Genomic DNA, 25,515 nt, shown 5'->3' on the forward strand with positions numbered 1-25,515 from the left:
GCGCGGCCTACGCCACCCAGTGCGGGCGCTCCACCGCCGGGGCCAGCGGTACGCCGTCGTGGAAGGCCGACGCGAGGAGCCGTACGCCCTCGTCGAGCCGGTCGGCGGGCAGGGTGTACGGGATCCGCAGCCGGTGTTCGAAGGTCCCCGGGTCCACGCCGAAGCGGGCTCCGCGGCCGATGTGGACGCCCGCGGCCGCGGCCCGTTCGGCGAGCGCGGAGCTCACCGGTTCGCCGAGGTCCACCCAGAGCGAGAGGCCGCCCGGGGGCAGCTGCCAGGACCATTCGGGGGTGTGTCGCTGGAGGGACCCGACGAGGGCCTCGCGCTGGACGCGCAGCTGGGCGATGCGCGCGGGCAGGGACCGGTCAAGGGCGTCCATCAGGGGCAGCGCCACGACCTGGTCGAGTACGGAGCCGGTCATGTCGGCGGACACGCGTACGGCCGTCAGCTCGGTGATCATCTTGGCGGTGGCCCGGATCCAGCCGACCCGCAGGCCGCCCCAGTGCGTCTTGCTGAGCGAGCCGATGGTGATCACGTGGTCGGCGCCGCCGCGCGGGGCCAGCGAGGCCAGGGGGGCGGGGGCCGGCACGTCCAGCGCGATGTCGGCGATGGTCTCGTCGACCACCAGCCAGGTACCGGTGGCCCGGGTCGCGGCGAGGAGGCGCAGCCGCTGTTCCGGTGGCATCAGCGCGCCGGTCGGGTTGTGGAAGTCGGGGATGACGTACGCCAGCCGCGGGACGGTCTGGCGCAGCGTGGACTCGGCGATCTCCAGGTCCCAGCCCGCGTCGGAGACGGCGATGGAGCCGGTGCGCAGCCGGGCGTGGCGCAGGGCGTCGAGGGCGTTGGCGTAGGTGGGGTTCTCGGTGACGACCCGGTCCCCGGGCCGGCAGAGGAGGCTGACGACCAGGGCGAAGGCCTGCTGGGCCCCGGCGGTGACGAGGATCTGCTCGGGGCGCGTGGGCAGCCCGCGCCGGGTGAAGCGGTCGGCGACGGCCGTACGCAGGTCGGGCAGCCCGAAGGGGTGGTAGCCGGGGGTGCGGGCGAGCTCGGGCAGCCGGGGCGCCGCCCAGGCCAGGGCTTCCGCGAGGCTGCCGTCGGGGGCGCCCATGGCGGCGATGGCGAGGTCGATGCCCGGTTCGTCGTCGGCCCGTCCGCCGATGCCGCCGACGAGGGCGTGGGTGCCGACGGGGCGGTGGCCTTCGGGCAGTTCGGTCCAGGTGCCGGAGCCGCGCCTGCTGCGCACGTAGCCGCTCTCGCGGAGCAGGTCGTAGGCGCCGGTGACGGTGGCGCGGCTGGCGCCGACGGCCTCGGCGAGTTCGCGTTCGGCGGGGAGGCGGACGTGCAGGGCGATCCGGCCGTCGAGGATCAGGGTGCGGACGGCGTCCGCGAGGGCCCGGTAGCCGGGGCGGGCCAGAACCTCCGCGGGGAGCAGTGCGGCGAGCTGCCGGCTGCCGATCGTTCTGTCCGCCGTCTGGACCACTCGCGCGTTCGCCATGCCAACCTCCCCCGATTGGCTCTGCCAGCCAGGCCAATCCAGGTCCAGACTCGCCTCATTGGACCCCGATTGGCAAGGAGAAGCCGATATGTACGAGCAGGTGTTCACCGACCGTGACGAGCGGGCCATGGCGGCCGCCTTCGAGAACCGGATCTCCGAGCCGCTGCGGATCGGCGCCGCGCTGGCCGCCGTCGGACGCGCCCTGGCGGGGCGCCCGCGGCGGGCCGCGAAGGCGCGAGAATCGTTGCCATGTCAGCACCCGAACGCCTCACCGACCCGTCCGCTGCCGCAGTAGCCGCCCCGCACGCCGGGGAGGGGCCGGTGGTCGCGGGACTGCTCCTGGCCGCCGGCGGCGGGCGCCGTCTCGGCGGACACCCCAAGGCCCTCCTGACCTACCGGGGCCGCCCGCTCGTGGAGAACGCGGTGCGCGTGCTGCGCGAGGCCGGCTGCGGTCCGGTCCACGTGGTGCTCGGGGCCTCGGCGGCCGAGGTCCGGGAGCGGGCCGACCTGACGGGCTGCGTGGTGGTGGACAACCCGGACTGGGAGGAGGGCATGGGCTCCTCCCTGCGGGTCGGCCTCGGTTCGCTGGCCGGTACGGGGGCCCGCGCGGCCCTGGTGTCCCTGGTGGACCAGCCCGGCATCGGCGCCGCGGCGGTGACCCGGGTCCGGGAGGCGTACCGCTCCCCCACGAGCCTGGCGGCGGCCGCGTACGGCGGGGAACGCGGGCATCCGGTCCTTTTCGGGGCGGACCGCTGGGCGGACATCGTGCGGACGGCGACCGGCGACCGGGGTGCGCGCGTCCATCTGAGGGAACACGCGAAGGAGGTCGTCCTGGTGGAGTGCGGGGACGTCGCGGCGGACTTCGACATCGACACCCCTCCCGACCTGGCACGACTGGCCGGGAGCGGGCCGGAGGAGGGCCTGCGCGGGGCGTGACCGAGGTGGCACCGAGGGCCACCGGCAGGCTGAATCTGTCGACTCAGAGAATCTCGACATCAACAAACCATTGAACTTCCACCATGAGGAAATTACTATCCACTGGTCAGAAGCGCCCTGAACCCCCAGACGGCGCCCGCGACCGTATTCCGGAACTCTCCACACCCGACGGCACTGCGTGCCGTCTCGCGCGAGCATTCCCCCGCGGCCGCCAGGCACCGCCGCTGAAGGAGTGACAGATATGTCCGCACCAGCGCCGTCCCCGCTGGCCATCGTCGACGCCGAGCCCCTGCCCCGGCAGGACGAAGTCCTCACCGAAGCGGCCCTCGCCTTCGTGGCCGAGCTCCACCGGCGGTTCGCCCCCCGCCGCGCGGAGCTCCTCGCCCGACGCGGCGAGCGGCGCGCCGAGATCGCCCGGACCTCCACCCTCGACTTCCTCCCGGACACCGCACAGGTCCGCGAGGGCGACTGGAAGGTCGCGCCGGCCCCGGCCGCGCTGAACGACCGCCGCGTGGAGATCACCGGTCCGACGGACCGCAAGATGACCATCAACGCCCTGAACTCGGGCGCCAAGGTCTGGCTCGCCGACTTCGAGGACGCCTCGGCTCCCACCTGGGAGAACGTCGTCCTCGGCCAGCTCAATCTCATCGACGCCTACGAGCGCCGCATCGACTTCACCGACCCGCGCACGGGCAAGGCGTACGCGCTGAAGCCCGCCGACCAGCTCGCCACCGTCGTGATGCGGCCGCGCGGCTGGCACCTGGAGGAGCGCCACCTCCGCTTCGAGGGCGGCCCGGCCTCCGGCTCGCTCGTGGACTTCGGCCTGTACTTCTTCCACAACGCGCAGCGCCTGATCGGCCTCGGCAAGGGCCCGTACTTCTACCTGCCGAAGACGGAGTCGCACCTGGAGGCCCGCCTCTGGAACGAGATCTTCGTCTTCGCCCAGGACTACGTCGGCATCCCGCAGGGCACCGTCCGCGCGACCGTCCTCATCGAGACCATCACCGCGGCCTACGAGATGGAAGAGATCCTCTTCGAGCTCAAGGACCACGCGGCGGGCCTGAACGCGGGCCGCTGGGACTACCTGTTCTCCATCGTGAAGAACTTCCGCGACGGCGGCGAGAAGTTCGTCCTGCCGGACCGCAACGCGGTGACCATGACCGCCCCCTTCATGCGGGCGTACACCGAACTGCTGGTCCGCACCTGCCACAAGCGCGGCGCGCACGCGATCGGCGGCATGGCGGCCTTCATCCCGTCCCGCAAGGACGCCGAGGTGAACAAGGTGGCCTTCGAGAAGGTCAAGGCCGACAAGGACCGTGAAGCCGGCGACGGCTTCGACGGCTCCTGGGTCGCCCACCCCGACCTGGTCCCGATCGCGATGGCCTCCTTCGACGCCGTCCTGGGCGACAAGCCGAACCAGAAGGACCGCCTCCGCGAGGACGTCTCGGTCGCCCCCGGCGAGCTGATCGCGATCGACTCCCTGGACGCGAAGCCGACGTACGAGGGCCTGCGCAACGCGGTCCAGGTCGGCACCCGTTACATCGAGGCGTGGCTGCGCGGCCTCGGCGCCGTCGGCATCTTCGGCCTCATGGAGGACGCCGCCACCGCCGAGATCTCCCGCTCGCAGATCTGGCAGTGGATCAACGCCGGAGTCGTCTTCGAGAACGGCAAGACGGCCACCGCCGAGCTGACCCGCGAGATCGCCGCCGAGGAACTCGCCGCCATCCGCGCCGAGGTCGGCGAGGAGGCCTTCACGGCCGGCAAGTGGCAGCAGGCCCACGACCTGCTCCTCCAGGTCTCCCTGGACGCCGACTACGCGGACTTCCTCACCCTCCCCGCGTACGACCAGCTCGTCGGCTGACCACCGCTTCGGCTGTCACGCACAGCAGCCGGAACACCGCCTCCGTCCCCGTCGCCCCCAAGGCGCCGGGGGCGGAGGCGTTTTCGGCCCCAGCCGGAACGGCCCGGCGGCCGCGGACCGGAGTCCGGACGGACAAGCGGAATCCACCGGCCCGAACGACCGGTCGGTCGTTACCCCATCGTAATCTGCGGCTACCTAGCGGTAACAACCGTCGGCATGTCACCTTTCCGAAAGCCACCGGCCGGCGGTATCCCCCACTTCCCCAGCCACGCACCGGAGTTCTTGCCGTCTCCGGCGTGGCCTACCGCAGGAGTTCCGCAGTGATCGGATTCCGCAACGCCAGCAAGAGCAGGAACGGCGGCCGGGTGCGACGGCCCGTCAGGGCCGCGGTGGCCGTCTCGGCCGTCGCCGGCGCGCTGATCGCCGCCGGCGCCGGCACCTCGGCGGCAGGGCCCCGGCCCGGACCGGGCACGGGACCCACCGCCGTGGTGTCCATGGGCGACAGCTACATCTCCGGCGAGGCCGGACGCTGGAAGGGCAACAGCCTGACCAACAGCGGGAGCAGGAACGGCACCGACCGGGCGTGGGTCAGCGGCAGTTCCTACGATCCCTCCAAGGTCTACGGCGCCACGGCGGGCGGCTGTCACCGCTCGGACTCGGCCGAGGTGTTCAGCGCGGGCGCGATCGCCGAGACGGCCGTGAACCTGGCCTGCTCCGGAGCGGTCTCCCGGAACGTCTTCCGGGCCTCGAACGGCGGCGTGTCCCAGAACGGCGAGGCCCCGCAGGCCGACCGGCTCGCGGCGGTGGCCGCGAGCAACAACGTGAAGATCATCGCCCTCTCCGTCGGCGGGAACGACCTGGGCTTCGCCGACATCATCAAGGACTGCGCCTACGACTTCGTGCTCTGGGGCTCCTACTGCCACGACGACCAGCAGGAGGGCGTCGACGCGAAGATGGACGGGGTCATGGCGGACGTCGGCAAGTCCGTCGACGAGATCCGCGCCGTGATGCGCGCGGCCGGGTACGCGGACTCCTCGTACCGCATCGTGCTCCAGTCGTACCCGTCGCCGATCCCGCGCGGCGCGGAGAACCGGTACACCCAGAGCGACTGGAGCCGGCTCAACACCGGCGGCTGCCCCTTCTGGAACCGGGACTCGGACTGGGCGCGGGACTCCCTCGTACCCCAGATCTCGAACCGCCTCAAGGCCGTCGCCGCCGCCAAGGGCGCCCAGTTCCTCGACCTGCGGGACATGATGCAGGGGCGCGAGGTGTGCGCGAAGGCCAGCAAGCAGGTCAGCTCCTCGGTCCCGGCCTCGGCGAAGACGAGCGAATGGGCGCGCTGGATCGACAACAACGAGTCGCAGGGCCTGATCCAGGAGTCCATGCACCCGAACCACTTCGGACAACTGGCGGCCGGGCGCTGCCTGGCACTGGCCGTCGCCCAGCCCGCGGGCTCGGGCGTCAGCTGCAAGAACACGGCCGGGGGCGACCACAGCGGGATGTACCTGACGCCCGCCCCGTAGCCGCGATCACCCCGTGGGGACGTCGCCCGACGCCCGCGGGGCGCGAACGAGCGGGCTGCCGTGGCCGGTTCCACGGCGGCCCGCTCCGCTCCTCCCGCAACGCCGCCTGCGGCCGGGCCTACGTCGCCACCTCGAACCTCCCCTGCGCGGCGCCCGGTTGGCCCGGCAGGGCGGCCAGGGCCGTGGCGAAGGCGGCGCGGCAGCGGAGCCAGTCCGGGTCCGCCGAGGTGGTGTGCAGGTCGCGGAGTTTGGGCAGTAGGTCCGCGGAGAAGTCGCGGGCGGCCTCGGCCGGGAGCAGGGACGGCAGGTTGTCGATGGCGATCACGTCCAGCGGGCGGTTCCCGCCGCGCAGGCGCCGGGCCGGGACCGTCCAGTCGGTGAGTTCGTCGTACACGGGCAGCAGGTGCAGCTCGGATCCCGTGTCACAGGTGATGTCGGCGATGACCGAGAGCCTGCGGGCCCCGGCCTCCAGGTCGTCCGGGGTCAGGAAGGGCGCCACGGGCCGGGTCGTGAGCACCGCGTTGACCAGGATGTCGTGCTCCAGCAGCGCGGCCTTGTCCAGCCGGCCCGTCGCGGCACGGCCCCAGCGGGTGACGGGGATTCCGGCCGCGGCGAGGGCGTCGCAGGCGCCGCGTCCGCTGCGGCCGCCGGCTCCGATCACCAGGGCCCGTAATCCGTCGGGCGCGGAGGCGCGGAGGCGGGCGTCGAGTTCGGCGCGGGCCTGGGGCACGAGCGGGGCCGCGAGCCGGCCGCGGGCGTGCAGTGCGGCAAGGGCGGCGCCCGCGTAGCCCGCCCAGTAGCCGAAGGCGGCCAGGCGACGGCCCTGCGCGTCGGCGAGGTACTCCAGGTCGAGCAGGGTTCCGCCGCCGGCCGCGAAGCGCCTCAGCAGGCCGGGAGCCTGGGCCTGGCCCTTGTAGGCGTGCCCGAAGTACACGTGCCGGTGGTGCAGGCGCTCGGGCGCGGGCGGGAGTTCCTTCAGTCCGAGGACGTACGCCGACCCGGGCGCGGCCTCGGCCCAGGAGCCGGCCGGGGCGGCGCGGCAGCCGGCGGCCAGGTAGTCGTCGAGGGGGAAGACCCGGTGCGCGGAGTCCTCCACGGTGACCCGTACGCCCTGCCGGACGAGGCGTCCGGCGTCGTCGGGGGTGAGCGGGGCGCGCCGTTCGGTGGGCCGGGTCTCGTTGCGCATCCAGAGCTGCGGAAGATCTGCCATCGCTGTGCCACCTGTCTGCTCAGAGGGGTGGGGACGAGCGGGCGGCGCGCGGGCCCCGGGGGTGGGGGGACCACGTGCTCATGCGATGTCTTTCCGCGTCCTTGACGCTGCACGCGGGTTCGGGGAGGGAACTCCGGGCCCGGGCGCACCGTGCGCACCGCGGGTCTTCCCGGGCCCCAGAGCTGCGGCGGCGACGGCCGCTTGTGCGTCCGGGCGCCGGGGGCGTGCGCCGCTGCGGGGCGGGGGCCGGGCCGGCGCGCGCGTACGCGTGCGGCGGTGCGCACGTCACACCCGCAGTGGGTGACGTACGCACCGCCGCACGCCGGTCGGGTGGGGCCGCGGTGCCGGTGGTCCCGGTACCGTCGCTCCCCGTGCCGGGGTCCCGCGTCAGTGCACGAAGGCGGGTTCCGGGGCCTGTTCGGAGGCGGCGCCCTTCCTGGAGCCGAGGTGGTTGAAGGCCAGGTTGAGGACGATCGCGACGACGCATCCGGTGCTGATGCCGGAGTCGAGGACGACGAGGAGGTCCTTGGGGAAGGCGTGGTAGAACTCCGGCGCGGCGATCGGGATCAGGCCGATGCCGACGGAGGCGGCGACGATCAGCGCGTTCTCGCCCCGCTCCATGGCCGCGCCGGCCAGGGTCTGGATGCCGCTGGCCGCGACCGAGCCGAAGAGGACGATGCCGGCGCCGCCGAGGACGGGCAGCGGCACGACCCCGATGACGGAGGCGGCCACCGGACACAGGCCGAGCAGGATCAGGATGCCGCCGCCCGCGGCGACCACGAAGCGGCTGCGCACCTTGGTCATCGCGACCAGGCCGATGTTCTGGGCGAAGGCGCTGCACATGAAGCCGTTGAACAGCGGGCTGATGGCGCTGCCGAGGGTGTCGGCGCGCAGGCCGCCCTCGATGGTCTTCGCGTCCGCCGGCCGGCCGACGATCTTGCCGAGGGCCAGGATGTCGGCGGTGGACTCCGTCATGCAGACGAGCATGACGATGCACATCGAGATGATGGCGGCGACCTGGAACTGGGGGGCGCCGAAGTGGAAGGGGGTGGGGAAGCCGACGAGGTCCGCGTTGCGGATGGCGTCGAAGCTGGTCATGTTCAGCGGTATCGCGATGAGCGTGCCCGCGATCAGGCCGAGCAGGATGGAGATCTGCTGGAGGAAGCCGCGCAGGAACTTCCGCATCAGCAGGACGATCGCCAGGGTGAGGGCGGCCATGCCGATGTTCTGCATCGAGCCGTAGTCGGAGGCGGTGCTGTTCCCGCCCTGCGACCAGTTGAACGCCACCGGGAGCAGTGACACGCCGATCAGCGTGATGACGGTGCCGGTGACGACGGGCGGGAAGAAGCGGACGAGCTTGCCGAAGTAGGGGGCGGCGAGGAAGCCCACGAGTCCGGCGACGATGATCGCGCCGAAGATGACGGGGATGGCGTTGTCCCCCTCCCCCTTGCCGATGGCGATCATCGGGGTCACGCCGGCGAAGGAGACGCCGTTGACGAAGGGGAGTTTGGCGCCGATCTTCCAGAACCCGAGGGTCTGGAGGAGGGTGGCCAGGCCTGCGGTGAAGAGGGAGGCGCCCATCAGGAAGGCGGTCTCGGTGGCGGAGAGACCGACGGCGGGGCCGACGATCATGGGCGGTGCGACGACACCCGCGTACATGGCGGCCACGTGCTGGAGGCCGCTCGTGAACATCTTCAGCGGGGGCAAGGTCTCGTCGACCGGGTGCTTCTCCTCCGGTACTGCGACTGCATCTTTGCGAAACCTGGGCGTTGCGGCCACGGCTTCCTCCGGTCGGTTAAACACGTCGGCAGGGACGTGGGTGTCTTGGAGGTGGTGCGAAAGCGTGCTGGTCGAGCCTGTCTTCAGTTGTGGGGTCGTGCCGAATGCGGGTCCCAAGGGGTGCGGAAACGATTCGCCCAAAAACCGGTTCCACGAGGTGTGCTGCGCTGGAGCTGGTGGTGCCGTGGCAGTGGCGCGGGACGAGTGCTGCGGGGCAGCCGTCACGGGTCACCGGCCCCGGGGGCGCCCTCGGATCTCTCCTCGGGCGCGTCCCGGGAACGGCTGCCGCGGACCCCGCTCGGGTCCGCGGCCGCCGGCCGGGGGCCGTCCCCCCCGACCGGACTCCGGGGGATCAGGCCTGCGCGGAGATCCGCGCGAGGCGCTGGGCCTCTTCCCGCGTGGACACCGCGATGGCGTCCTCGTCGGCGAAGAGCAGTCGGTTGTTCTCGACGATCTGCTTGCCGTTGACGAACGAGGCCGTCACCGGGGCCGCCGCACCGAAGACCAGCGCGGTGACCGGGTCGGCGATCGAGGAGTGCAGGAAGGTGTTCAGGTTCCACAGGACGAGGTCGGCGCACTTGCCGACCTCAAGCGAGCCGATGTTGTCGGCGCGGCCGAGGACCTGGGCGCCGCCGTAGGTACCGAGGCGCAGGGCCTGGCGCGCGTTGAGGGCGCGCTCGCGGTGGACCGGGTTCAGGCGGTTGATCAGCAGCGCGTTGCGCAGCTCGGTGTGCAGCTCACCGGACTCGTTGGAGGCGGTGCCGTCCACGCCGAGGCCCACCGGTACGCCGGCGGCCAGCATGTCCGGGACGCGGGCGATGCCGGCGGCCAGACGGGCGTTGGAGGACGGGCAGTGCGCGACACCGGTCTTGGTGCGGGCGAACGCGGCGATGTCGGAGTCGTTCATGTGGACGCTGTGCGCCATCCACACGTCCTCGCCGAGCCAGCCGGTCGACTCGAAGTAGTCGGTCGGGCCCATGCCGAACAGTTCCTTGCAGAACTGCTCTTCCTCGACGGTCTCGGAGCCGTGCGTGTGCAGGCGCACACCCAGGCGGCGGGCCAGCTCGGCACCCTGCTTGAGCAGCTCGGTGGAGACCGAGAAGGGGGAGCAGGGGGCGACGGCGACCTGGGTCATCGAGTCGAAGGAGGCGTCGTGGTACTTCTTGACGGTCGCCTCGGTGTCGGAGAGCGCGCCTTCGAGGGTCTCGACGGCGTGGTCCGGCGGCAGGCCGCCGTCCTTCTCGCTGCGGTCCATCGAACCGCGGGCGAGGGTGAAGCGGACACCCATCTCGGACGCGGCGCGGATGATCGAGCCGGACAGGTCGCCGGAGCCCTTGGGGAAGACGTAGTGGTGGTCCATCGCGGTGGTGACGCCACCCTTGGCCATCGCGGCGAGGGAGCCCTGCGCGGCCGAGTACGTCATCTGCTCGTCGATGCGCGCCCAGGTCGGGTACAGCGAGACCAGCCAGTTGAAGAGGTTGTGGTCGGTGGCCAGGCCACGCGTGATCCACTGGTAGAAGTGGTGGTGCGTGTTGACCAGACCGGGAGTCACGAGGTGCCCGGTGCCGTCGATGCGGCGGACTACGTTCTCGAGGTTCTCGGGGGCCTTGCCCGCGCCGATGGACTCGATCTTGTTGCCGGCGACGACGATGTGACCCGAGGCGTACTCGGTGTCGTTGGCGTCGACGGTCGCAATCGCACAGTTCTCGATGACGATGCGCTCGACGGCGCTGTCAGGGGCTGCCGATGCTGCCATGGGACTTCCTCGTGCTTTCAGTGGCGGTGCGGGCACGGCAAAACCCAGGGGATTTGAGTGCCGGAGCCGGGGGCCTTGGCAGCTGACAGTACTGCCGCCCCGTGTGTTGCGTCCGGGTGCCGATTCAGGAAGTTGAAGAGTGTCGCGCGCCCCGGGGCCACTGCGGAGCCCCGGGACGCGCGTGCCGCGCTCAGAGGTTGGTCATGTCCACGGGGATACGGGCGTCAACGCCGTCGCGGAGAACCGTCGCCTCGATCAGACCGTACGGGCGGTCGGCGGCGAAGTAGACCTCGTTGTCGTTCTTGAGCCCGAAGGGCTCCAGGTCGACGAGGAAGTGGTGCTTGTTCGGAAGCGAGAAGCGGACCTCGTCGATCTCCGAACGGTGGTTGATGATGCGCGAACCCATCTGGTACAGGGTCTGCTGCAGCGAGAGGGAGTAGGTCTCCGCGAAGGCCTGGAGCATGTGCTTGCGGGTCTCGGCGTAGGACTTCTCCCAGTTGGGCATCCGCTGCTCGTCATCGGACCAGGCGAAGCGCCAGCGAGCCGAAACCTGGGTCGCCAGGATGCGGTCGTAGGCCTCCTTCAGCGTCGTGTACTTGTCCTTCACGTAACCCCAGAACTCGGAGTTCGTGGAGTTCATGACGACGAGGTCCTTGAGGCCGGAGATGACCTCCCAGTTCTTGCCGTCGTACGTGATCTGGGTGACGCGGGTCTCGCCGCCGTTGCGGACGAAGGAGTGGTTCACCTCGTCGGAGCCGATGAACTTGGAGTTGGCGTCCGAGGTGGCGATCCGGGACCAGGAGTACTCCTCGATCCGGATGCGCGCCTTCTGGATCGGCTCCTGGCTGTTGACGAACCAGCGCGCCAGGTGGATGCCGAACTGCTCGGCGGACTCGATGCCGTATTCCTTCGCGAAGGCGTACACCGTGTTCTTGGTGGTGTCCGTCGGCAGCACGTTGGCGTTCGAGCCGGAGTAGTGGACGTCGTCCATGTCGCCGGAGAGGGCGACCGAGACGTTCAGGTCCTTGATGTGGTGGGTGTCGCCGTCCCGCGTGATCTTGACGACGCGGTTCTCTGCTTTGCCGTACTGGTTCTGGCCGAGAATCGTGGCCATGCTAGCTCCCTCGGTAAACGGAGTAGCCGAACGGGTTGAGCAGCAGCGGTACGTGGTAGTGCTCGCCCGGGTTCACCGCAAAGGTGATGGTGACCTCGGGGAAGAACGCACCGCTGTCCCTTACGCGGGGGGCGTCCTGCTGCGCCTCGGCTTGCTTCTTGGAGAAGTACGTCTCGGTCTCGAAGTCGAGACGCACGTGGGTGGTGCCCTCCGGCAGCGCCGGCAGGTCCTTGCAGCGCCCGTCCGCATCGGTGGCGGATCCGCCCAGGGCCGCCCACTCGCCGTCGAGACCCGTACGGGCCGACAGGGAGATGGCGACGCCCTCGGCGGGCTTGCCGATGCTGGTGTCCAGGATGTGAGTGGACACCGACGCGGTGGTTGCCGTGCTCATGGTCACTCTCCTTCTACGAGTCGGGTCAGGCGGATCTTGTTGATCTTGACGAGCTCGCCGCGGGCGATTTCCCGCTCCTGCTCCGGCGAGTTGTCGATCCGGACCTTGACCGCGTCCCGCATGAACTCACCGGTCGCACCGGTGGCACAGATGAGGAAGACGTGGCCGAACTTCTCCTGGTAGGCCAGGTTCAGTTCGAGGAGCTCGGTCTTGAGCTCCTCCGAGGCACCGGCCATGCCACGCTGCTCGCGGGCGGAGGTCGGGTCCCCCGGCTTCGGCCGGCCGATCGGCGCGTGGCCGCCCATCGCCTCGCCCAGGTCCTCCGCGGTGAGCTCCGCCATGGCGGATTCGTTCGCGGCGAACAGGGAGTCGGCGGTGGCGAAGGGGCGCTGGGCGAGGAGCTTGCCGCCCCACGCCGAGCTGGCGCACACCTCGTGCAGCTCGGCCGTGGCCTCGCTGTCATCCAAGGCGTTGAACCGGGCGAGACCCGGGGTCGGACTCGAAGTCACGGTAGGCCTCCGTGGCCTGTTGTTGCTTAGACGGGCTGCGCATAGCTAACGCCCTCGACAACACGGCGTCAACACTTTGTTGAAACTTCCCGTACACAAAAGCCGCCGCCCGGGTGAATTGGGCGGCGGCTCGTCACCAGCGGTGACTCGTCCTTCACTCTTGGCTGCTCTTCGGCCCTTTCGGGGTGGCGGAATCCCTGTTCAGGTAGTTGTAGACCGTGAAGCGGCTTACGCCGAGGGCTCCCGCGACCGTTTCCACGCCGTGCCGGACGGAAAAGGCACCGCGCGCCTCGAGTATCCGCACCACGTCCTGCTTGGACTTCCGGTCCAGCTGGGCCAACGGTACGCCGTGCCGGCGTTCCAGGGCCGCCAGGATGTGGTCCAGCGAGTCGGAGAGCTGGGGCAGCCGCACCGCCAGCAGTTCCTGGCCCTCCCAGGTCAAGACCACGTCGTCCGGCTGCGCCAGGGCCGGATCCATCAGCTCGCCGCCCATCGCGTCCACCAGGGGCTTGACCGCGGCGACGAACGGGTGGTCACGGGGCTCGGTCACGGGGTCTCCTCCCGGATCACGTTCACCTGGAGCGAGACGCGCGTGGCGCCGGCCTCCAGGGAGTCGCGCAGCAGCGCGGCCACCGCGCTCAGCACCCGGTCGGACTCGCCCTCGGCGGTGTTGCCGAACGGGCCGACGTCCACCGCGTCCAGCTGCGCCCTCTGGATGACCTCGCGAGCGGCCACGGCATGGGCGGGGGCCTCTTCGAGGTCGAAGGGCTCGGTCGTGAACTCCACTCTCAATCGCACGCAGGTCAACCTACTGCGCGGTCAGGATTTTTCGGGAGTCCGCACTTGACATCCGCGCGCAAGCCCATGCAGTCTTCCATCAAGCAGAAAATAACTTCCGCAATACGGAAGGAGCGCACACCCCTCATGGGATACACGGACCAGCGCTTCGATGTGAACCTGTCGATCCTCTTCACGGAACTCCCGCTTCTGGAGCGTCCCGCGGCTGCCGCCGCGGCGGGCTTCACGGCGGTCGAGCTGTGGTGGCCCTGGATCGAGACCCCCACCCCCGCTCAAGCGGAACTCGACGCCCTCAAGAAGGCTCTTGAGGACGCCGGCACCCAGCTGGTGGGCCTGAACTTCTACGCCGGCCAGCTGCCGGGACCGGACCGCGGTGCGGTCTCGGTACCCGGTGAGGAGTCGGACCGCTTCAACGCCAACATCAACGTCGCGGCGGACTTCGCCGCCTCGGTGGGCTGCAAGGCGCTGAACGCCCTGTACGGCAACCGCGTCGAAGGCGTGGACCCCGCCGTCCAGGACGAGCTCGCCCTGAAGAACCTGGTCGTGGCCGCTCAGGCCGCGGACCGCGTCGGCGCGATCCTCCTGATCGAGACCCTCAACAAGCCCGAGTCGCCGCTCTACCCCCTGGTGAGCGCACCGGCCGGCATCGAGGTCGTGGACAAGGTCAACGAGGCCACCGGCCTCGGGAACGCCAAGTTCCTGCTCGACCTGTACCACCTGGCGATGAACGATGAGGACCTCTCCGAGGTCATCGAAAAGTACGCCGCCAAGACCGGCCACGTCCAGATCGCGGACAAGCCGGGACGCGGTGCCCCCGGCACCGGCGAGCTGCCCCTCGAGGCGCTCCTGGACCAGCTGAAGAAGGCCGGATACGAGGGCTACGTAGGCCTCGAGTACAAGGCGGCCGACGCCGCCGCGTCCTTCGAGTGGCTGCCGGCCGAGGCCCGCGCCGCCCGATAGGCGGACAAAGTCCAGGCGATCAGCCAGGCACCCCCCGCACTTTTCGTACAAAGCATTAAGAGAAGGACCCTCATCATGAGCAACCTCCCCAAGATCGCCTGGATCGGTCTCGGAATCATGGGCTCCCCCATGGCCGAGAACCTCCTGAAGGCCGGCTACTCGGTCACCGGCTTCACCCTGGAGCAGGACAAGCTCGACCGCCTCGCCGCCGCCGGCGGCAGCGCGGCCGGCTCGATCGCCGAGGCCGTCAAGGACGCCGACGTCATCATCACGATGGTGCCCGCCTCCCCGCAGGTCGAGGCCATCTCCTACGGTGAGAACGGCATCCTGGAGAACGCGAAGTCCGGCGCGCTGATCGTCGACATGTCGTCGATCACCCCGCAGACCTCGATCGACCTCGCGAAGAACGCCGCCGAGAAGGGCATCCGCGTCATCGACGCCCCGGTGTCCGGCGGCGAGGCCGGTGCCATCGAGGCCGTCCTGTCGATCATGGTGGGTGGCGAGCAGGCCGACTTCGACGAGGCCCTGCCGGTCCTCCAGGCCCTCGGCAAGACCATCGTCCTGTGCGGTCCGCACGGCTCCGGCCAGACGGTGAAGGCCGCCAACCAGCTCATCGTCGCGGTGAACATCCAGGCTTGCGCCGAGGCCGTCGTCTTCCTCGAGAAGTCGGGCGTGAACCTCACCGCCGCCCTGGACGTCCTCAACGGCGGTCTGGCCGGCTCCACGGTCCTGACCCGCAAGAAGGACAACTTCCTGAACCGCGACTTCAAGCCCGGTTTCCGGATCGACCTGCACCACAAGGACATGGGCATCGTCACCGACGCCGCCCGCAACGTCGGTGCGGCCCTCCCGGTCGGCGCGGTCGTCGCCCAGCTCGTCGCCTCGCTGCGCGCCCAGGGTGACGGCGGTCTGGACCACTCCGCGCTGCTCCGCGCGGTCGAGCGCCTCTCCGGCGCCCAGATCTGATCCGGTTCTGATCCAGATCTGAGTACCCCTCCCCTCACGGGGCCCTGAGTTTCCGGATGGTGCCGGTGCTGACACCTGTCCTGTCGCGCCCAAGCGCCGGCACCGTCCGGATTTCCTCTCCTCAATCTTTGTTCAACAAACTGTTGACGTTTAGTTCTCGCCGAAATTAGGCTGTTCCGCATGACGGAAGACGCTTTCCGTCAGCAGTTACCCGTACGGAAGGTCACCATGTCGAAGCGCACGCTGACGACCGAGTCCGGCGCCCCGGTCGCCGACAATCAGAACTCCGCCACCGCCGGCGTCGGTGGCCCGCTCCTGGTCCAGGACCAGCAGCTCCTCGAGAAGCTTGCCCGGTTCAACCGTGAGCGCATCCCGGAGCGCGTGGTGCACGCCCGCGGCTCGGCGGCGTACGGCCACTTCGAGGTGACCGACGACGTCACCGCGTACACCAGCGCCGCGTTCCTGAACACGGTCGGCAAGAAGACCGAGACCTTCCTGCGGTTCTCCACCGTGGCGGACTCGCTCGGCGGCGCGGACGCGGTCCGCGACCCCCGCGGCTTCGCGCTGAAGTTCTACACCGAAGAGGGCAACTACGACCTCGTCGGCAACAACACCCCGGTGTTCTTCATCAAGGACCCGATCAAGTTCCCCGACTTCATCCACTCCCAGAAGCGCGACCCCTTCACGGGCAAGCAGGAGCCGGACAACGTCTGGGACTTCTGGGCGCACGCCCCCGAGGCGACGCACCAGATCACCTGGCTGATGGGTGACCGCGGCATACCCGCGTCCTACCGCCACATGAACGGCTACGGCTCCCACACCTACCAGTGGACCAACGCCCAGGGCGAGGCCTTCTTCGTCAAGTACCACTTCAAGACGAACCAGGGCATCCGCTGCCTGTCGGGCGAGCAGGCCGCCGAGCTCGTCGGCAAGGACGCGAACTCGCACCAGACCGACCTGCTCCAGGCCATCGAGCGCGGTGTGAACCCGAGCTGGACCCTCTACGTCCAGATCATGCCCGCCGCCGAGGCCGCGGACTACCGCTTCAACCCGTTCGACCTCACCAAGGTGTGGCCGCACAGCGACTACCCGTTGCAGCGCGTGGGCCGTCTGGTCCTCGACCGCAACCCGGACAACGTCTTCGCCGAGGTCGAGCAGTCCGCGTTCTCCCCGAACAACTTCGTCCCGGGCATCACCGCCTCGCCGGACAAGATGCTCCAGGGCCGTCTCTTCGCGTACGCCGACGCCCAGCGCTACCGCCTCGGTGTGAACCACACCCTGCTGCCGGTCAACGCCCCGAAGGCCACCACGGCCGACAACTACGGCCGCGACGGCGTCATGGCGCTGCGCAACGGCTCGCGCCACGACAAGAACTACGAGCCCAACTCGTACCAGGGTCCGGCCGAGACCGGTCTGGCGCTGGGCGCCCCCAAGGCCGTCTCCGGCTACACGGGCACCCACGAGGCCCCGGCCCACACCAAGGACGACAACTTCTTCCAGGCCGGTGAGCTCTACCGCCTGATGTCGGAGGCCGAGAAGGAGCGTCTGGTGGCGAACATCGCCGGCGGTCTCTCCCAGGTCACCCTGGAAGACGTCATCGAGAAGAACCTGGCTCACTTCCACGCCGCCGACGCCGACTACGGCAAGCGCGTCGAGGAGGCCGTCCGCGCCCTGCGCGACGCCTGAGCCACACAGCTGTACCGGGGGCCTGACGGGAGGTCAGGCCCCGGGTGCTGAGCCCGACCCGTGGACCCGGATGAGGGGTGGTACGCGGTGAGGGCCGGACGAGGACCGTGGCGAGCGAGCGAGCCAGTGCGGTGGTAATGGGTTCCGAGGCCCGTCTCTTGACCTGAGGGAGACGACGCCGGAGTTCTCGTCGCCCGCCCGCCACGGTCCCAGCCATCTCCCGCGCATATAGGGGACACGCACAGCGTCCCCTCCGTGCGCGGGACCACCTCCCCCCGACAACTCCGCCCGGCGGTGCGAACGTCCTGTCGCGCCAGCCTCGCTCCGTCGGGCGGTACCAGCCAGAGCGCCGAGTCACGGACGGTCCCGTGACCCGGCGCTTTGTCGTTCCCGGGCTTTGCCGTTCTCGGGGCTTTGTCGTTCGGGGGGCTTTGCCGTTCGGGGGGCTTTGCCGTTCCCTCCGTGCGGTGCTCCCGGCGCGGGAGGCCCTTACGCCAGCGGCTCGGTGAGCTGTCCGTAGAGCTCGGGGCGGCGGGTCTGGAGGAGGCCGAACGCCAGCCAGTCGCGGCGCTGGTCGAGGTCGAGGTCGGCGACGAGGACGGCGGGCCGGTCGCGGGGGGCGCGCAGCACGACGCGGCCGTAGGGGTCGGAGATGAAGGACGAGCCGTAGAAGGTGGAACGGCCCTCGGTGCCCACCCGGTTGGGGACGATCATGAAGAGGGCGTTGGCGAGGCCGTTGGCGGTGATGGCGTGTTCCCACATCGGCCGGGTGTCGAGGTCCGGGAGGCCGACCTCGGAGCCGATGGCGGTGGGGTGGACGAGGATCTCGGCGCCGTGCAGGGCGTAGGCGCGGGCGAGTTCGGGGAACCACTCGTCCCAGCAGGTGGGGAAGCCGAAGCGGGCGCCTTCGTGGGAGACGACGGGGAACCCGCTGTCACCGGGGCGGAAGCAGAGGTCCTCGCGGTAGCCGGGGAAGGCCGGGATGTGGTTCTTGCGGGTCCGGGCGATGAGCTTGCCGTCCGGGCCGACGCAGACGGCGGTGTTGTAGCCGAGGCCGCCGTCCTCGGCGCGCTCGTAGAGGGAGGCGTGGACGGTGACGCCGAGGTCCGTGGCGAGCTCGCCGGCCAGCCGGACGGTGGGTCCCGTGCCGAGGTCCTCCAGGTGGCGTGCGGCGCCGTCGGCCATCGGGTCGTCGGTGGTGCAGAAGTAGGGGCTGCGGGTGAGTTCGGGCAGGCAGACCACCGTGGCGCCCTGTGCGGCGGCCAGGGCGACGCCCTCGCGGATCCGGTCGTCGTGCTCGTTCGCGTCGGGGTACCAGCGCGTCTGGACGAGGCCGACGCGCAGCATGCCGCGCTCGGCGGGTTCCGTGCGGGCCGGGGAGCCGAGCGGGGAGCCGTGGGAGGTGAGGAGTGCGTACGGGGTCACGCGCGGGCCTCCTTCGGGAGCTGCTGGGTGATGCAGTGGACACCGCCGCCGCCGTAGGCGAGGACGGGGGCCTGTACGCCGACGACCTTGCGGCCGGGCAGGGCGGCGGCGAGCACGGCGAGCGCCTCCTCGTCGCGCGGGGTGCCGGCGACGGGGACCACGCAGCCGCCGTTGGCGAGGTAGAAGTTCAGGTAGCCGATCTCGATCGGGACGCCCTCCACCTCGCCGCGGGAGGTCTGCGGGACGGTTATGACCTCCAGCCTCCGGCCCCGGGCGTCGGTGGAGGCCTCCAGGACGGCGAGGTTGGCGCGCATCCGGGCGTGGTCGGGGTGGGCGGGGTCGTCGGGGAGGGAGACCACCACCGTGGCGGGGGCGACGAAGGCGGCGACGCCGTCGACGTGCCCGTCGGTCTCGGTGTCCTCCAGGCCGCCGTACGGGAGCCAGATGATCTTCTCGATGCCGAGGCGGCGCTTGAGCTCGTCCTCGATCTCGGCGCGGCTCATGCGGGGGTTGCGGTTGGGGTGCAGGAGGCACTGCTCGGTGGTGATCAGGGTTCCCTCGCCGTCGACGGTCAGGGCGCCGCCTTCGAGGACCATCGAGGAGTGGACGCGGGGGATGCGGAGCCGGTCCAGGAGGAGCGCGGCGAACTTGTCGTCGGCGGTCCAGGGGTGGTGCTTCTCGCCCCAGGCGTTGAAGCGGAAGTCGACGCCGACGCGGGTGCCGTCCGCGGCGTGGGCGAAGATCGGGCCCGAGTCGCGCAGCCAGGAGTCGTCGATGGGCAGTTCGATGACCTCGATGGGGTGAATGCCGGACGCCTCCTCGCGGCCGGGGGTGCTCTCGCGGCCGGTGGTGCCCTCGCCGCCTGGGGCGTCGGCGCCGCATGCGGCCCGGGCCTCGTCGGCCAGGCCGGGGGCGGCGGTCATGAGGACGGGCTCGAAGGCGGAGATGGCGCGGGCGACTGCCGCGTACTCGCGCTTGGCCGCCTCGAAGGCCGGGCCCCACAGTTCGCGGCGGGTCGGCCAGGCCATGAGGCAGGCCTCGTGTTCGGTCCATTCGGCCGGCATGCGCGGGTTCATCGGAGAGCTCCTCGGGTGCGGGTGTGTGGGTGTGTGGTCCCGGGTCCCGGGCCGTGGTGTGCGGCCGTCTTCCTGACTGAAATTTCAGTCAGGAAGACAGGCGGCTGAAAATCCGGTCAGGGGGCACGGTGGGGACTATCGTGTGTCCTGACTGAAAGGTCAGTCAAGGGGTGAACGACCGAAAGGTGCGAGCAAGAGTGGCCGACCGACAAGCGTTGATCTTGGAAGCAGCCGTACGGGTGATCGCGCGCAACGGGGTCAGAGGCCTGCGCGTCGAGGAACTCGCGGCCGAGGCGGGGGTCTCCACCGCCCTGATCTACTACCACTTCAAGGATCGCGCCGGCCTGGTCCAGCGGACGCTCGCCTTCATCAGCGACCGCGCCACCGGCTACACCGACGAGGCCCTGGAGGACACCGAGGACGCCCGCGCGGTGCTGCTCCAGCTGCTGCTCGGCGAGCTCCAGGAGGTCCCGCGCATCCGCGAGAACAGCATCGCCTGGGGCGAGCTGCGGGCCAGCGCCATCTTCGACACCGACCTGCGCGAGCCCCTGGCCGAGTCCACCCGCAGCTGGACCCAGGACACCGCCGACGCCGTGGCCGACGCCCAGACGGCCGGCCTGGCCGACCTCCGGGCGGTGCCGCTGGATGCCGCGGAGCGGCTCACCGCCCTGGTGGAGGGGCTCAGCGAGCGCTGGCTGAGCGGCTCCCTGAGCCTGGAACGGGCCCGCACCCTCCTGGAGGGCGCCGTGGACGCGGAACTGGGGCCGCACCCCGGCTAGTGCCGTGACCGGAAAGGTCCGCGGACGCGGGACGGCCCCCGCCCCTCCGGGGGGAGGGACGGGGGCCGTTCGGCGCTGCCGGACCGGTCAGACGGTCAGCGGGAGGATCGCGGTCGGGGCGTGACCCGGCTCGGTCGCGAGCTCTTCGAACTCGGTGACGTCGCTCATGTCGACCGTCTTGCTCATCGCGATGTTGGTGATGCGCTCCAGGATGGCCTCGACGACGACCGGGACCTGGAACTCCTGCGCCAGCTTCTTGGCCTCCTCGAAGGCCTCGCCCAGCTTGTCCGGGTCGGTGACGCGGATGGCCTTGACGCCCAGGCCCTCGGCGACCTTGACGTGGTCGACGCCGTAGACGCCCAGCTCGGGGGTGTTGATGTTCTCGAACTCGAGGTTGACCTCGAAGTTGATGCCCAGGTTGCCCTGCGCCTGACGGATCAGGCCCAGGTAGGCGTTGTTCACGAGGACGTGGACGTAGGGGACCTTGTGCTGGGCGGCGACCGCCAGCTCCTCGATCATGAACTGGAAGTCGTAGTCGCCCGAGAGCGCGACGATCGGGGTCTCCGGGTCCGCGGTGGCGGCACCGATCGCGGCCGGGATGGTCCAGCCGAGGGGGCCGGCCTGGCCGCAGTTGATCCAGTTGCGCGGGCGGTAGACGTGCAGGAACTGCGCGGCCGCGATCTGGGAGAGGCCGATGGTGGTGACGTAGCGGGTCTCCGGGCCGAAGGCCTTGTTCATCTCCTCGTAGACGCGCTGCGGCTTCAGGGGGATGTTGTCGAAGTGCGTACGGCGCTGCAGGGTGGCCTTGCGCTCCTGCGCGGAGGCGGTCCAGGCGGAGAAGTCCGGCAGCTTGCCCTCGGCCTTGAGCTCCTTGGCAACCTCGATGAAGAGCTCCAGCGCGACCTTGGCGTCGGAGGCGATGCCGAAGTCCGGGGCGAAGATCTTGCCGATCTGGGTGGGCTCGATGTCGACGTGGACGAACTTGCGGCCCTTGGTGTAGGCGTCCATGTTGTAGCCGGTGTGGCGGTTGGCCCAGCGGTTGCCGATGCCGAGGACGAAGTCCGACTCCAGGAACGTCGCGTTGCCGTAGCGGTGCGCGGTCTGGACACCGACCATGCCGGCCGCCAGCTCGTGGTCGTCCGGGATGGTGCCCCAGCCCATGAGGGTGGAGATGACGGGGACGTTGATCAGCTCGGCGAACTCGACCAGCAGGTCGGAGGCGTCGGCGTTGATGATGCCGCCACCGGCGACGATCAGCGGACGCTCGGACTCCAGCAGGAACTGGATGGCCTTGGCGGCCTGCGCGCGGGAGGCCTGCGGCTTGTAGACCGGCAGCGGCTGGTAGGTCTCCGGGTCGAACTCGATCTCGGTCAGCTGGACGTCGATCGGGAGGTCGATCAGGACCGGGCCCGGACGGCCGGAGCGCATCAGGTGGAAGGCCTGCTGGAACACGCCGGGGACCTGCGCGGCCTCCAGGACCGTGGTCGCGGCCTTGGTGACGGGCTTGGCGATCGAGGCGATGTCGACGGCCTGGAAGTCCTCCTTGTGGAGCTTCGAGACCGGAGCCTGACCGGTGATGCACAGGATCGGGATGGAGTCGGCGATCGCCGAGTACAGGCCGGTGATCATGTCGGTGCCGGCGGGGCCGGAGGTACCGATGCAGACACCGATGTTCCCCGCCTTGGCACGCGTGTATCCCTCGGCCATGTGCGAGGCGCCCTCGACGTGGCGGGCCAGCGTGTGGCTGATGCCGCCCACGTTCTTGAGCTCCCGGTAGAACGGGTTGATCGCTGCGCCGGGCACGCCGAAGGCTTGCGAAACGCCCTCGAGCTTGAGGATCTCCACTGCAGCGGCGGCGGCTGTCATACGGGGCATCGAGTTCTCCTGCGGGTCCGACGGTCAGGCTTTTCCGTAATCCGGAAGTTTTGTTCTGCTATACGGAACAAGCTAAGCGGCGGCTTCGCGCACGTCAAGGCGGTGGGTCACCCCGGAACCCACCAAAAGCCGCATCTCTTTCGGTGAGTTGCACAAATGGCCGGGTCTTCGGCGCGATTCCGGTGGAATCCGAGGGCTCGCACGCCCCCGTGGTCGCGGGTGGTGGAGCATGGACCCACGCACAGCGACGAGGGGGTCCTTTTCTCATGGCGGAAGCGGTACCGGTGCGCTGCCCGGCGTGCATGCGCGAGAACGGCTACACCAGCCCGGTCTTCCCCTGCGCCTGCGGGAGTCCGGTGACGCCTCCACTGGACCTGGCCTCGCCACCGCTCCCGCTGACGCACCGCACCTGGTCGCAGAGCTGGGTGGCCGTGCGCTGCGGGGCCTGCGGGCGGGAGAGCGAGTGGCCGCACCCGGAGGTCGGGTGCGGCTCGTGCGGGACGGTGGTGCTGCTCCCGGTCCACCCGCCGGAGCAGGCGGAGCCGCAGGGCCCAGGCGGGGCCGGGCCGGGCGCGGGCGTGCCGGAGAGCTCGGAGGGCGGCGGGGCGCCGGGTGCGCGGGACGGCGTACGGGCGGACGGGGCCGGTCGGGGTGCCGGGGCTCCGGGGCGGTCCGAGTCGCGTACGAGCGCGTCGGGGCGGACCCCGGTGCCGCGGCCGGCGTTCCGACCGGTGACCATCCGGACGGCCCGGGACGCGGTGGCGACGGCAGCGCTGTACCTGCGGTGGCTCGGTTTCCAGGACGTGCGCCAGCCGGACGGGCTGCCGATCCCCTCGGCGGCGGTCGACCTGCGGGCGCCGGGGGTGGTCGCGCAGGTGGACCCGACGACGACGCCGGCCGGGCTGCGGGCGGTGGAGTGCGTCTGGCTGAACGGGCTGACGGCCTCCGCGACCAGCGTCTACTTCTCGCTCGCGGGCTACACGGAGGAGGCCCGGACCCGTGCGGACGACCTGGGCATACCGTTGTTCGTGATGGACCTGACCGGCATGCCGCAGCCGGTCAACGACCCGGCGGACGCGCTCGTGGGCACGGGGGCCTAGGCTCGGAGGCTGTTGTTGCCGCCGCCCTGCCTGCCGAGGAGAGCCCTGTGAGCCTGTACGACATCCCGCTGACCACCCTTGACGACGAGCCGACCAGCCTCGCGGCCCACAAGGGCAAGGCGATCCTGCTGGTGAACACCGCCTCGCAGTGCGGGCTCACCCCCCAGTACTCGGGCCTGGCCCGGCTGCAGTTCAAGTACGAGGAGAAGGGGTTCACCGTCATCGGCGTGCCCTGCAACCAGTTCGGCGGCCAGGAGCCGGGCAACGCGGAGGACATCCAGACCTTCTGCGCGGCCGGTTTCGGCGTGACGTTCCCGATGCTGGAGAAGTCCGAGGTCAACGGGGAGAACCGGCACCCGCTGTACCGGGAGCTCGTGAAGACCGCGGACGCCGAGGGCGAGGCGGGGGACATCCAGTGGAACTTCGAGAAGTTCCTGATCTCCCCCGCCGGCGAGGTCGTGGCGCGCTTCCGCCCCCGCACCGAGCCCGAGGCCCCCGAGGTCATCGCCGCGATCGAGGCGCAGCTGCCGGCCTGAGGCCCCCGGCCCGCGTGCGCCCGCTCAGCGCAGGTCGGCCTCGTCGTATTCCTCCGCAGAGCCCGCGGCGGTGAGGTCCCGCAGCTCCACCCGGCGGATCTTGCCGGACACGGTCTTGGGGAGCTCGGCGAACTCGATGCGGCGGATCCGCTTGTACGGGGAGAGGACCGCCCGGGAGTGCTCGAAGAGCGCCCGGGCGGTCTCCTTGTCCGGCTCCCAGCCGGCGGCGAGGGTGATGTACGCCTTCGGTACGGAGAGCCGCAGCGCGTCCGGGGCCGGTACGACGGCCGCCTCGGCGACCGCCTCGTGCTCCAGCAGGGCGCTCTCCAGCTCGAACGGGCTGATCTTGTAGTCGGAGGCCTTGAACACGTCGTCGGCGCGTCCGATGTAGGTGAGGTAGCCGTCGGCGTCGCGCGAGGCGATGTCCCCGGTGCGGTAGAGGCCGTCCGCCATGGCTTCGGCGGTGCGCTGCGGGTCGTCGCGGTAGCCGGTCATCACTCCGGCGGGGCGGGGGCGCAGGTCGACGCAGAGCTCGCCCTCGTCGGGGGACTCCTCGCCGGTGACGGGGTCCAGCAGCACGATCGTGTAGCCGGGTGCCGGGCGGCCCATGGAGCCGGGCTTGACGGGGGCGCCGGGGAAGTTGCCGACCTGGAGGGTGGTCTCGGTCTGGCCGAAGCCGTCGCGGATGGTCAGGCCCCAGGCCCGCCGGACCTTCTCGATGACCTCGGGGTTCAGCGGTTCGCCCGCGGCGACGGCTTCGCGCGGGGGCTTGCGCAGCCGGGTGAGGTCGGACTGGATCAGCATGCGCCAGACGGTGGGCGGGGCGCAGAAGGTGGTGACTCCGGCCCGGTCCATCTCGGCCATCAGCCGTTCGGCGTCGAAGCGGGCGTAGTTGTGGACGAAGACGGTGGCGCCGGCGTTCCAGGGGGCGAAGAGGTTGGACCAGGCGTGCTTGGCCCAGCCGGGCGAGGCGATGTTGAGGTGGACGTCGCCGGGTCGCAGGCCGAGCCAGTACATGGTGGACAGGTGCCCGATCGGGTACGAGGCGTGGGTGTGCTCGACCAGCTTGGGGCGGTCGGTGGTGCCCGAGGTGAAGTACAGCATCAGCGGGTCGGTGGCGAGGGTCTCGCCGTCCGGACGGAATTCCCGGTCGGCGCCGCGCAGGTCCTCCAGCCGCCGCCATCCGGTGGGGACGTCCTGTCCTGCCGCGATCCGGGTGTAGGTGCCCGGTACCTCGTCGAACTTCGGGGTGTCCTCGGCGCGGGCGATGACGTGGCGGACCGCGCCGCGCTCGACCCGGTCGCGCAGGTCGGCGGGGCCGAGCAGGGGCGTGGCGGGGATGACGACGGCGCGCAGTTTCATCGCGGCGAGCATCACCTCCCACAGCTCGGCCTGGTTGCCGAGCATGACCAGGATCCGGTCGCCGGCGTCCACGCCCTGGGCGCGGAGCCAGTTCGCGGCCGCGGCGGAGCGGCCGCTGAGGTCCTCGAAGGAGATGCTGCGGCCGGCGCCGTCCTCCTCGACGATGCGCAGCGCGTCGGCGTCGTTTCCGGCCGCGATGCGGTCGAACCAGTCGAGGGCCCAGTTGAAGCGGTCGGGGCGGGGCCAGGTGAATCCGGTGTGGGCGGCGTCGTAGTCCCCGCGGCGCGCGAGGAGGAAGTCCCGCGCGGCGAGGAAGCTGTCGGTGGCGCTGTTCTCCGTCATGAGAGGCATCGTGCCGCGCCGGGTGCGGGGTCCACC

General features: G+C 70.6%; 23 protein-coding genes. 10 read left to right on the forward strand and 13 right to left on the reverse strand.

From position 1 onward, the window contains the following. Window positions 1–7: 7 nt before the first annotated feature. Window positions 8–1,495 carry a PLP-dependent aminotransferase family protein gene (locus tag ABZZ17_RS16220; RefSeq protein ID WP_356876363.1) on the reverse strand — a complete coding sequence of 496 codons (1,488 nt, stop codon included), beginning with the start codon at window positions 1,493–1,495 and terminating at the stop codon, window positions 8–10. 88 nt (window positions 1,496–1,583) lie between these two features. On the opposite strand from ABZZ17_RS16220, the gene ABZZ17_RS16225 reads away from it, so the two are divergent. The 4 genes from ABZZ17_RS16225 (at window position 1,584) to ABZZ17_RS16240 (ending at window position 5,815) form a co-directional block, all read left to right on the forward strand. Then, complete coding sequence (locus ABZZ17_RS16225) at window positions 1,584–1,790, forward strand: hypothetical protein (RefSeq protein ID WP_356876365.1); 207 nt, start codon at window positions 1,584–1,586, stop codon at window positions 1,788–1,790. Beyond that, the gene (locus ABZZ17_RS16230) at window positions 1,745–2,431 is read left to right on the forward strand and encodes a nucleotidyltransferase family protein (RefSeq protein ID WP_356876367.1); all 687 of its coding nucleotides are present in this window, start codon (window positions 1,745–1,747) and stop codon (window positions 2,429–2,431) included. Before ABZZ17_RS16225 ends, ABZZ17_RS16230 begins: the two co-directional genes overlap by 46 nt. A 241-nt stretch (window positions 2,432–2,672) precedes the next feature. Beyond that, the gene (gene aceB, locus ABZZ17_RS16235) at window positions 2,673–4,292 is read left to right on the forward strand and encodes a malate synthase A (RefSeq protein WP_356876369.1); all 1,620 of its coding nucleotides are present in this window, start codon (window positions 2,673–2,675) and stop codon (window positions 4,290–4,292) included. A 320-nt stretch (window positions 4,293–4,612) separates the two neighbouring features. Next, window positions 4,613–5,815 (forward strand): GDSL-type esterase/lipase family protein, encoded by a 1,203-nt coding sequence (locus ABZZ17_RS16240; RefSeq protein ID WP_356876371.1) that lies wholly within the window; start codon window positions 4,613–4,615, stop codon window positions 5,813–5,815. Between the two features lie 118 nt (window positions 5,816–5,933). Here the strand turns inward: ABZZ17_RS16240 and ABZZ17_RS16245 are convergent, their stop codons facing one another. From ABZZ17_RS16245 to ABZZ17_RS16280, 8 genes are all read right to left on the reverse strand, one after another. After that, window positions 5,934–7,025: a saccharopine dehydrogenase gene (locus ABZZ17_RS16245; RefSeq protein ID WP_356876373.1), complete on the reverse strand. Its 1,092-nt coding sequence runs from the start codon at window positions 7,023–7,025 to the stop codon at window positions 5,934–5,936. A 387-nt stretch (window positions 7,026–7,412) separates the two neighbouring features. Further along, a complete protein-coding gene (locus ABZZ17_RS16250) occupies window positions 7,413–8,804 on the reverse strand; it encodes a nucleobase:cation symporter-2 family protein (protein ID WP_356876375.1) in 1,392 nt (463 codons plus the stop codon). A gap of 352 nt (window positions 8,805–9,156) precedes the next feature. Further along, window positions 9,157–10,560 carry an 8-oxoguanine deaminase gene (locus ABZZ17_RS16255; protein WP_356876377.1) on the reverse strand — a complete coding sequence of 468 codons (1,404 nt, stop codon included), beginning with the start codon at window positions 10,558–10,560 and terminating at the stop codon, window positions 9,157–9,159. 190 nt (window positions 10,561–10,750) lie between these two features. Then, window positions 10,751–11,674: a factor-independent urate hydroxylase gene (gene pucL / locus ABZZ17_RS16260; RefSeq protein WP_356876379.1), complete on the reverse strand. Its 924-nt coding sequence runs from the start codon at window positions 11,672–11,674 to the stop codon at window positions 10,751–10,753. Between the two features lies 1 nt (window position 11,675). After that, window positions 11,676–12,065, reverse strand: coding sequence for a hydroxyisourate hydrolase (uraH, locus tag ABZZ17_RS16265; RefSeq protein ID WP_281204049.1), 390 nt, complete (start codon window positions 12,063–12,065; stop codon window positions 11,676–11,678). A gap of 2 nt (window positions 12,066–12,067) precedes the next feature. Then, window positions 12,068–12,574, reverse strand: a complete 507-nt coding sequence (gene uraD, locus ABZZ17_RS16270) for a 2-oxo-4-hydroxy-4-carboxy-5-ureidoimidazoline decarboxylase (RefSeq protein ID WP_356876382.1) — start codon at window positions 12,572–12,574, stop codon at window positions 12,068–12,070. Between the two features lie 154 nt (window positions 12,575–12,728). Next, window positions 12,729–13,124 (reverse strand): helix-turn-helix domain-containing protein, encoded by a 396-nt coding sequence (locus ABZZ17_RS16275; RefSeq protein ID WP_356876384.1) that lies wholly within the window; start codon window positions 13,122–13,124, stop codon window positions 12,729–12,731. After that, window positions 13,121–13,372, reverse strand: coding sequence for a thiamine-binding protein (locus ABZZ17_RS16280; protein ID WP_356876386.1), 252 nt, complete (start codon window positions 13,370–13,372; stop codon window positions 13,121–13,123). The genes ABZZ17_RS16275 and ABZZ17_RS16280 overlap by 4 nt, the downstream gene beginning before the upstream one ends. A gap of 126 nt (window positions 13,373–13,498) precedes the next feature. Between ABZZ17_RS16280 and ABZZ17_RS16285 the strand changes: the two genes are divergently transcribed. The 3 genes from ABZZ17_RS16285 (at window position 13,499) to ABZZ17_RS16295 (ending at window position 16,984) form a co-directional block, all read left to right on the forward strand. Beyond that, window positions 13,499–14,332, forward strand: coding sequence for a TIM barrel protein (locus ABZZ17_RS16285; protein ID WP_356876388.1), 834 nt, complete (start codon window positions 13,499–13,501; stop codon window positions 14,330–14,332). A gap of 75 nt (window positions 14,333–14,407) precedes the next feature. Continuing rightward, on the forward strand, window positions 14,408–15,298 hold the full coding sequence (locus tag ABZZ17_RS16290; protein WP_356876390.1) for a 2-hydroxy-3-oxopropionate reductase: 891 nt from the start codon (window positions 14,408–14,410) through the stop codon (window positions 15,296–15,298). Between the two features lie 228 nt (window positions 15,299–15,526). Then, on the forward strand, window positions 15,527–16,984 hold the full coding sequence (locus ABZZ17_RS16295; protein WP_356876472.1) for a catalase: 1,458 nt from the start codon (window positions 15,527–15,529) through the stop codon (window positions 16,982–16,984). Window positions 16,985–17,473: 489 nt separating this feature from the next. On the opposite strand, the gene ABZZ17_RS16300 is transcribed toward ABZZ17_RS16295, so the two are convergent. Next, on the reverse strand, window positions 17,474–18,409 hold the full coding sequence (locus tag ABZZ17_RS16300) for a nitrilase-related carbon-nitrogen hydrolase (protein WP_356876392.1): 936 nt from the start codon (window positions 18,407–18,409) through the stop codon (window positions 17,474–17,476). Next, a complete protein-coding gene (locus tag ABZZ17_RS16305; protein ID WP_356876394.1) occupies window positions 18,406–19,485 on the reverse strand; it encodes an agmatine deiminase family protein in 1,080 nt (359 codons plus the stop codon). Before ABZZ17_RS16305 ends, ABZZ17_RS16300 begins: the two co-directional genes overlap by 4 nt. A 197-nt stretch (window positions 19,486–19,682) precedes the next feature. On the opposite strand from ABZZ17_RS16305, the gene ABZZ17_RS16310 reads away from it, so the two are divergent. Then, window positions 19,683–20,264, forward strand: coding sequence for a TetR/AcrR family transcriptional regulator (locus ABZZ17_RS16310; RefSeq protein WP_356876396.1), 582 nt, complete (start codon window positions 19,683–19,685; stop codon window positions 20,262–20,264). Between the two features lie 87 nt (window positions 20,265–20,351). Here the strand turns inward: ABZZ17_RS16310 and gcl are convergent, their stop codons facing one another. Beyond that, a complete protein-coding gene (gcl, locus tag ABZZ17_RS16315) occupies window positions 20,352–22,139 on the reverse strand; it encodes a glyoxylate carboligase (protein WP_356876398.1) in 1,788 nt (595 codons plus the stop codon). A 266-nt stretch (window positions 22,140–22,405) separates the two neighbouring features. On the opposite strand from gcl, the gene ABZZ17_RS16320 reads away from it, so the two are divergent. Both ABZZ17_RS16320 and ABZZ17_RS16325 read left to right on the forward strand, forming a co-directional pair. Beyond that, window positions 22,406–23,239, forward strand: coding sequence for a hypothetical protein (locus ABZZ17_RS16320; protein WP_356876400.1), 834 nt, complete (start codon window positions 22,406–22,408; stop codon window positions 23,237–23,239). A gap of 47 nt (window positions 23,240–23,286) precedes the next feature. Beyond that, window positions 23,287–23,775, forward strand: coding sequence for a glutathione peroxidase (locus ABZZ17_RS16325; RefSeq protein ID WP_356876402.1), 489 nt, complete (start codon window positions 23,287–23,289; stop codon window positions 23,773–23,775). 24 nt (window positions 23,776–23,799) lie between these two features. On the opposite strand, the gene ABZZ17_RS16330 is transcribed toward ABZZ17_RS16325, so the two are convergent. After that, window positions 23,800–25,479: an AMP-binding protein gene (locus ABZZ17_RS16330; protein WP_356876404.1), complete on the reverse strand. Its 1,680-nt coding sequence runs from the start codon at window positions 25,477–25,479 to the stop codon at window positions 23,800–23,802. Window positions 25,480–25,515 lie beyond the last annotated feature (36 nt).

Source organism: Streptomyces sp. NPDC006512 (assembly GCF_040611935.1).
Lineage (GTDB): Bacteria > Actinomycetota > Actinomycetes > Streptomycetales > Streptomycetaceae > Streptomyces.